General features: G+C 43.1%; 10 protein-coding genes. 1 reads left to right on the top strand and 9 read right to left on the bottom strand.

Features of this window, described 5'->3' with window-relative positions:
* The 6 genes from NTX75_10880 to NTX75_10855 form a co-directional block, all read right to left on the bottom strand.
* On the bottom strand, window positions 1–1,130 hold a 1,130-nt coding region (locus tag NTX75_10880; GenBank protein MCX5816724.1), incomplete at its 3' end, for a radical SAM protein.
* Between the two features lie 47 nt (window positions 1,131–1,177).
* On the bottom strand, window positions 1,178–2,191 hold the full coding sequence (locus NTX75_10875) for a glycosyltransferase family 9 protein (protein ID MCX5816723.1): 1,014 nt from the start codon (window positions 2,189–2,191) through the stop codon (window positions 1,178–1,180).
* Between the two features lie 40 nt (window positions 2,192–2,231).
* The gene (locus NTX75_10870; protein MCX5816722.1) at window positions 2,232–2,654 is read right to left on the bottom strand and encodes a thioesterase family protein; all 423 of its coding nucleotides are present in this window, start codon (window positions 2,652–2,654) and stop codon (window positions 2,232–2,234) included.
* 105 nt (window positions 2,655–2,759) lie between these two features.
* Entirely contained in the window at window positions 2,760–3,635 is an 876-nt protein-coding gene (locus NTX75_10865; GenBank protein ID MCX5816721.1) for a radical SAM protein, read from the bottom strand.
* Window positions 3,632–3,910, bottom strand: coding sequence for a septum formation initiator family protein (locus NTX75_10860; protein MCX5816720.1), 279 nt, complete (start codon window positions 3,908–3,910; stop codon window positions 3,632–3,634). The genes NTX75_10865 and NTX75_10860 overlap by 4 nt, the downstream gene beginning before the upstream one ends.
* 166 nt (window positions 3,911–4,076) lie before the next feature.
* On the bottom strand, window positions 4,077–4,427 hold the full coding sequence (locus NTX75_10855) for a hypothetical protein (GenBank protein ID MCX5816719.1): 351 nt from the start codon (window positions 4,425–4,427) through the stop codon (window positions 4,077–4,079).
* A gap of 416 nt (window positions 4,428–4,843) precedes the next feature.
* Here NTX75_10855 and NTX75_10850 point away from each other — a divergent pair, with 416 nt between their 5' ends.
* Window positions 4,844–5,698 (top strand): J domain-containing protein, encoded by an 855-nt coding sequence (locus tag NTX75_10850; protein MCX5816718.1) that lies wholly within the window; start codon window positions 4,844–4,846, stop codon window positions 5,696–5,698.
* A 56-nt stretch (window positions 5,699–5,754) separates the two neighbouring features.
* Here the strand turns inward: NTX75_10850 and NTX75_10845 are convergent, their stop codons facing one another.
* The 3 genes from NTX75_10845 to NTX75_10835 form a co-directional block, all read right to left on the bottom strand.
* A complete protein-coding gene (locus NTX75_10845) occupies window positions 5,755–6,069 on the bottom strand; it encodes an AzlD domain-containing protein (protein ID MCX5816717.1) in 315 nt (104 codons plus the stop codon).
* Window positions 6,059–6,748 (bottom strand): AzlC family ABC transporter permease, encoded by a 690-nt coding sequence (locus tag NTX75_10840; GenBank protein MCX5816716.1) that lies wholly within the window; start codon window positions 6,746–6,748, stop codon window positions 6,059–6,061. Before NTX75_10840 ends, NTX75_10845 begins: the two co-directional genes overlap by 11 nt.
* 103 nt (window positions 6,749–6,851) lie before the next feature.
* On the bottom strand, window positions 6,852–7,031 hold a 180-nt coding region (locus tag NTX75_10835), incomplete at its 5' end, for a hypothetical protein (protein ID MCX5816715.1).

The following is a 7,031-nucleotide window of genomic DNA, read 5'->3' as shown; positions in this document are numbered from 1 at the left end:
TTTGTGCCGATAAAAGGAAAAAAAAGTGACCAGCGGACCCTTCCGGGCTGAACCTTTGCAATGAGGTCCACCGTCTCAATAATATCTTCTGTCTCTTCGAGTGGAAGTCCCATCATGACAAATGCAGAGGTATGAAGCCCGTGTTTATGCGCAACGGTAAATGCCCGCTCAATATCTTTGTTTGTCATATAACGATTTAACACGCCCCTTCGTATCCTGTCACTTCCGCTTTCGAGGCCGAATTTTACAATCCTGCAGCCTGCTTCTTTGAGCGCACGCGCAACGTCATCATCAAACACTCTTGCATGGGCATTGCAGACAAAACCTACATTGGTAACTGATTTATATTTTTCAGAAAACTCATGAAGCCATTCCTTATCAAATGTGAATATGTCATCGTCGAATATGAACATGTTTATGCGTTTATAATGTGTGAGGAGATAATTGATCTCAGCGATCGTTTCATCGACCGTATGACGCCGTACATAATACTTGGGCAGATGCCCGTGGTCTTTGTAAAGCTTTATGATTTTGTGATTTAAACAGTAGGTGCACCGGAAAGGGCAACCCCTTGAAGCGATGAGCCCTACCCAGCCGTCTTTTGCATCGATCATTTGCTGGAAATCAAAAATTTCGTAATCTTTAAAGGGGAGTTTTGTAATGTCCGTAAAAGGTCGCAAAGGCTCTATAACAAATTGACCCCCCTCCCTGTAAGCAAAATTCCTTACCCCTTTTGCTGTGCCTTTCAGGATGAATTCAAGGAATGCCTCTTCTCCTTCGCCAATGCAAATATAGTCCACAGAGGGTTCCGATATCGTGCCCTGGGGGTCCATGGTAGGATGGATGCCTCCGAAAATGATCGGAGCATCACAATAGGTTTTAATACTCCGGGCAATGTCTATAGAATACTTATATTGATTGGTCAGGACAGAGAATCCTATCAGGTCAGGCTTTATTGATAATACATCCTCTTTAATTCTGTTCAGATCGAGGGGGTATCCGAGCTTATCATTTATGTTGAGTAAATATGTCTCAATATTATGGACCTTCAGGAGGCCTGAGATGTATGATAACCCATAATTAAAACCGATCTGGGCGTTGAGGTTGGGGTAGATAAACAGCACTTTCATAAATGTATCCTTGCTCCCATTGATTCGTTTTTGCTATCAGCTATGAGCTATGAGCTGATAGCATCATGCCTGCTATCCATTTTGAGTATCGCTTCAAACACCTCTCCCACCGTAATATCCGTCAGACATTTTCTACTCTGGCAGTTTTTATTCTTACATGGACTGCACAATAAATCCTTTCGCACTATGGTACAGTTTTTGCTGTACGGGGCATTGATATTTACATCCGTGGGGCCAAAGATTGCCACCATGGGGCAGCCGGCAAAGGCTGCGAGGTGCATAACCCCCGAATCTCCACCAATGTACATGTCAATCCTCTTGAGGAGGGAAAACAACTGAGGCACATTAGTAGGGCAGGAAAGGATCGCCCTGTCGCCCCCCATTTTTCTTAAATGCTCTGCATCCCTTTTCTCCCCGGGCCCCCAGAGTATTATAACTTGAGCCCCAACGGTATCATATATTTTTTTTATAATCTCTTCATACTGTTTCAGACCCCATCTCTTAAAAATACTCCCGCTGCTTGAAAAAGGGTTTACTGCAAAAACCGGACCGGTCAACCCTGCCTTTGAAAAAAAATCATCAATGTATGCGTCAAAATGTGTCGGCACAGTGAGCGATACCTGCGGAATATCCCCATTGGCGCCCAGATGACGTGCAATCAGCATATTGCGCTCCACCTTATGGATTCTCTTGTTGTTTGCTGTGACTGTCTCGCCATAGAAAAAATGGCTTTTCTCTTTAGCATACATCTTCCCGAATCCAAGCCTTCTATCCCCTCTGGCGAGCATGGAGAATATGGCACTTTTAATGATCCCGTGGAAGTCAGCAATAATATCGTAGTTAATTTCCCTCAGTTTTTTGATGAAAGTTTTTATTTCCCGGATTCCACGAATGGGGTCGCTTTTCTTAAAAGCCCTGACAATGCTGTGTCGGGGAAACTCAATCACATTGTCTATGAATTCCTGATGCGAAAGCAACTGACCAACAGAGCCCTCCACAAGCCATGAAATATGGGCTTCACTGAAGGTGTTCCTGATTGCTACAACGGCCGGGATACTCATAAGCACGTCACCCAGTGAACTTAGGCGTATGATGAGGATATTATGCGGACTCGGCATCTCTCAAAGTCTTTAAAAGATGCGGAGGCATCGATGAAGATTTTCTTTCGCGGTTTATGCAGATATGTTTTGTTTTTCCTCCAACAACCAGAGTCCCGTCTTTGTATACCTCATAGTGAAATGTGAGTCCTCTCGATTTTAAATCAGAGATGCTTGTCCTTACAATGAGAAGGTCATCGTACGTTGCAGAGTTGTAGTACTTTGCTTCCAGGTTTACTACAACAAGGTGGTAGCCCTCTTCTTCGAAATTCCTGTAAGAGAAGCCCTTCTCCCTCATATACTCGCTTCTTCCGATTTCGAAATAGATGGGGTAGGTGCCGTAGTAAACGATACCCATTTTATCAGTATCAGCATAGCGAACCCTTATGGGTACATCAACCGGTTTGGTCTTGAGTGTCTTATCCATATCCTCGCGTCCTTCCTCTGAAAATTTCCCCATCCCCCAAATGAATTGAGAATTAAAAATTAAGAATTGAAGGCTTTTCGTTCTTCGTTCTTAACTCTTCATTTCTTAGAGCGCCCTCATGAATTCGGGCCTGAGAAGGGATGGATCCTTTTGGTCTAATACATGCTTGATTGCACGTAATGTTTTCTCTTTATCTTCAGGGAGCCATGCCTTTACCGGAAGATAGTTTGATGCATGGTTTGAAGCAAAAAACGTGTGTGTGACATTAGTGTTATTGATCATGATAGCAAGTTCTTCAAGAAGCATATACGGGTCAGGGACTATAAAGGTGCCATTTTTTACTTCTTCTGCGAGGACGGTACCGGGCACAACAATGACACTAAGTGCACCGACATAGTCGGGGGCTATTCTACTTAGGAATCTCCCTGTTTCTGCTGCGTGGATACTGCTTCTCTCTACCCCGCCAAGGCCAAGCAAAACCGTTACGGAAAGGATAATGCCTGCATCTTTTACCCTTTTTGCAGCCTCTGCAGTTTTATCCAGTACGGTGCCTTTGCAAACCTTGTCGAGGGTGACCTGGTCGCCCGATTCCACCCCGAGATAGATGATACCTACTCCTAATTTTTGCAGTTCCTTAAGCTCTTCTACGGATTTTTTCAAAATGGATTTTGTATTACCGTAAATGCCTATTCTCTCAAGTTTCGGAAATGCATCCTTTATCATCTGCACGATGGGGATAAGCCTTTTTTGAGGTATGATCAGTGCGTCGCCATCGGCAATAAATACCTTTTTTATATAACGCGCATATACCTTTGCTTCTTCTATGTCTTCTCTTACCTCTTCTAAACTCCGCACTCTGAACTTCTTGTCCTTAAAAGAGCCGCAAAAGGTACACTTATTGTGAGAGCATCCAATGGTAACCTGCAGGATAAGGCTTTCTGCCTCGCTTGGCGGTCTGTATATCATTCCTTCGTATTTCATCTTTCAATCCTGTAGAGCTTTTCGCCTTCCCTGAGAAAACCGTATTTTTTTCTTACAACTTCCTCAAGATACTGGTCATCCTTCTGAAGCTTATCCAGTTCACGCATCAAGATGACGTTTTCCTGATCTAATTTTTTTATTTCAGCGTTCACACGCCTGATGTCCATTTTTGTATTAATGTACCCCAGAACACCGCCCTCCGTAAAAATCAGCGAGAAGAGCAGCGCTGACATGAGTAAAAATAAACCATATTTCCTTATTACATCTTCAAACATTTAACTATAATTATAATAATTGCATGAAGATAAAATGTCAACCTTAAATAAACACTTTAAGACTATGCGCTAAGCAGCAGGCACTTACAAGCAGTAAACAGTAGGCGCTAAGCAGCAGGCAGTAAAAGCGCATAGCGCTTAGTCCTTAGCGCATAGTCCATAGTGTTCAGTGGATTCCCTTGACTACTTCTATGTCTACCTCTGCCCCGAAATTGTCGAGGAGGTCTTTTTCGAGCTTTGCAACGTCTTCCTGTTTTTCAATCTCAATAACGAGCTCCCTGTCGTCTAACACCTTTAATTTTCCATATTTTTTAACGACCTCAGTAACCTTGACAGGGTCGGTTGTTACCCACCCTTTCATGCGGCGGACCAATTCTTCTCCATTGAATGCCCTTTCGATGGTGAGGTCAACCCTTCTTTTCTTTGCCTCCCAGCCGACAAGCGCAGGCTGAGCCACCCTTGGAGTAACAGGATCGTGCATTGCTGCACAGCGAAACCACAATTTTGCCCTTATCATAACTTTCTCCTTCTTAGTTTATCGGTTTTGTCAAAAATTCTATAATTATTTTGCCGCCCGCTTACGCTCGACAAATGCTGACAAGGGCGGACAAATGCTGATGAATAGTGTTTTGATAGCCGGCGACATTGCCGCCTATCAAATATTCAGCCCTAATGGGCGAATATATTAAATTTTCACTCTGCCCGAAGGGCATGGAGTATATCGGGTGCCAGGTCGGCAGCCGATATAAAATACTGTCCAGCCTTTGTCTGCGTCCGTCTGCGGCTAAATAAAAAAGATTTTTCATATGTTTTTTGCATTACCGATTTATTTGCAATGTGTTTTTATTCATAGAATAAACGTTCGACTTTTCAATGTCAAGCTGCACGAAAAGCGAAAAATGGTTTGACAAAAAGACCATATGATATAAAATCATGAAAAGAGAAACATGCGTGGATGATCTCATACATAACTGCTATCAAATCCTTAAGCTTCCTCCGGGGGCATCGGCGGGGGAAGTAAAAGAGGCGTACAGAAGATTAAAGCAAGAATCAAGTGCTGATGAAGAGGAATGGGAAAGGCTCAAAGAGGTTAACTGGGCGTATGAAAACCTTGTAAAATACCTTTCACAGCATGAAAAGATTATGCCCCAAGCAGAAGAGGCAATACTCCGCAAAAAGGATGCCGCTCCATACGAATCTGACGAATTTTCATTAAAAGGGCTTCTCTTTTCCGTTGACGAAAAGGTAAATCCCTTCTATTTTGGCGGGCGGGTATTTGTTTTTCTCATTTTCTTCATTTGGGGAGTGAAGTTTATTTTTCACTCCGTTGAGAGCAACTATGCAGGTGAGTCCTTTATGCACGGCGTAACCCTTGCATTTCATGAAGCTGGTCACCTGATCTTTGGAATATTAGGTGATTTCATGGGAGTCCTTGGAGGAACACTTCTCCAGATAATTATCCCCCTTGTCTGTCTTGGTGCATTCCTCAAGAGGGCCGACACATTCAGCGCATCCATAGCCTTGTGGTGGGTAGGCCAGAATTTTATGGATGCGGCGCCATACATCAACGATGCACGAAAACAGGAGCTTATGCTGCTCGGGGGTGTGACCGGTCAGGACGTGCCGGGATTCCATGACTGGAATAATATTCTGGGAAGGCTGGGCCTCCTGAAATTAGACCATTTCCTGGCCAATACATCCCATTATTTTGGCGTGCTTTTGATGCTCGCATCCTTTGCCTGGGGAGGGTATATTCTTTACCGCCAGTACAAAAACCTTGATAAATAATATTTTTCAAGCCATGTGTGATGATCAGTTTTATGACGAGAGTTATCAAGAGAGGATTATATCGCCAATATCATGTAGACAACAGTGCCAACGCAGATGCTCAACAATGCATTGCTTTTCCACAGATGAGCCGCCGCGACAATTGCTATGGAAATAAGTTCAGGCAGTCCATAAGGGCGCTCTCCCCATGACACATCTTTTATACAATATATCACGAGTAAAAGAAGAATCATTGGGGGTATATGCTTTTCGAGGTAGCCCAGAATATCAGGGGGCTGCTTTCCTCTGAAAAACAGAAATGGCAGAAGCCTTGTAAAAAAGGTGATTGAGGCCATTATAACAATCGGGAGAAAAATCGCATCATTTTGCATAATGTTGTTTTCCCCATACAACAATCAAAACAGAGGTGGCGGCAAGAATAGCGGCAAGCAGCATATATCTGGGCGGCACAAGAAGCAAACTGAAAAAACCAGCCGCAAAGGCGATAATAAATGGTTTAAAGGTTTTCACCTTTTTATATTGTTCAATCGTAAGCACGACAAAGAGCGCCGTCAGAGCAAAATTAAGACCTTTCAACTTTATAGTAACGACTTGGCTCAACAAAGCGCCGATTGCCGTTCCGATAACCCAATATGAATGATTCAGGACGGAAATGCAGAAATAATATCTCTTTTTAGAAACACCTTCAGGTTCTTCCATGCTCGTCAGTAAAGCATACGTCTCATCTGTAAGGGCAAATATTAAATATGGCTTTACAAGCGAAGTATCGGCAAATTTCTTGATTAGAGACAGGCCAAAGAATGAGTGGCGTAAATTCAGTAAAAGTGTCGTAACAGCAATTTCAGTAAAGGGTGCGCTATTGATAAAAAAATTGATGGCCAGAAACTGTGTGGCGCCGGAATATATGAGAATACTCATCAAAGGGGCAAAATACCAGTTATATCCGGATTGGCTCAGCAGGAACCCGAAGGCAATACCGATAGGCACGTAGCCGAACAAAACCGGTACGGTGCTCAAAAAGGCTTTTTTGAACAACTGGACGTTTTTCATATTACCAATGGCAGTATCAATTGTATAGTTATAGTATATTTATGCAATTTATTGAACAATGAATCTCAGATAAAGAATCTCAGATAAAGAAGTCAATGTTTCTTCAGTGAATAGTCGTTAGTGTAAGATTTAATCCCGCTTTATGCGGGACATAGTGAATAGTGAAGGGGAAAGACAGGGATCGGGGATCGGGGGTCAAGTAGTTGCCACAATCCAAAATCACTCTACGCTCTACGCTCCATGCTCTCTGCTCATCTTCCCATTGATCAGGCAAAGGGGATAT

The sequence above is a fragment of the Pseudomonadota bacterium genome, assembly GCA_026388315.1.
Taxonomy (GTDB): Bacteria; Desulfobacterota; Syntrophorhabdia; order Syntrophorhabdales; family Syntrophorhabdaceae; genus MWEV01.
Note: the sequence above shows the minus strand (reverse complement) of the source record. Positions and strands in the feature narration are given on the sequence as shown.

Bases quoted from the DNA above. Each gene is read 5' to 3' on its own strand.
- NTX75_10875 (MCX5816723.1), bottom strand. From the start codon at position 2,191: ATGAGTATCCCGGCCGTTGTAGCAATCAGGAACACCTTCAGTGAAGCC.
- NTX75_10870 (MCX5816722.1), bottom strand. From the start codon at position 2,654: ATGGATAAGACACTCAAGACCAAACCGGTTGATGTACCCATAAGGGTT.
- NTX75_10865 (MCX5816721.1), bottom strand. From the start codon at position 3,635: ATGAAATACGAAGGAATGATATACAGACCGCCAAGCGAGGCAGAAAGC.
- NTX75_10860 (MCX5816720.1), bottom strand. From the start codon at position 3,910: ATGTTTGAAGATGTAATAAGGAAATATGGTTTATTTTTACTCATGTCA.
- NTX75_10855 (MCX5816719.1), bottom strand. From the start codon at position 4,427: ATGATAAGGGCAAAATTGTGGTTTCGCTGTGCAGCAATGCACGATCCT.
- NTX75_10850 (MCX5816718.1), top strand. From the start codon at position 4,844: ATGAAAAGAGAAACATGCGTGGATGATCTCATACATAACTGCTATCAA.
- NTX75_10845 (MCX5816717.1), bottom strand. From the start codon at position 6,069: ATGCAAAATGATGCGATTTTTCTCCCGATTGTTATAATGGCCTCAATC.
- NTX75_10840 (MCX5816716.1), bottom strand. From the start codon at position 6,748: ATGAAAAACGTCCAGTTGTTCAAAAAAGCCTTTTTGAGCACCGTACCG.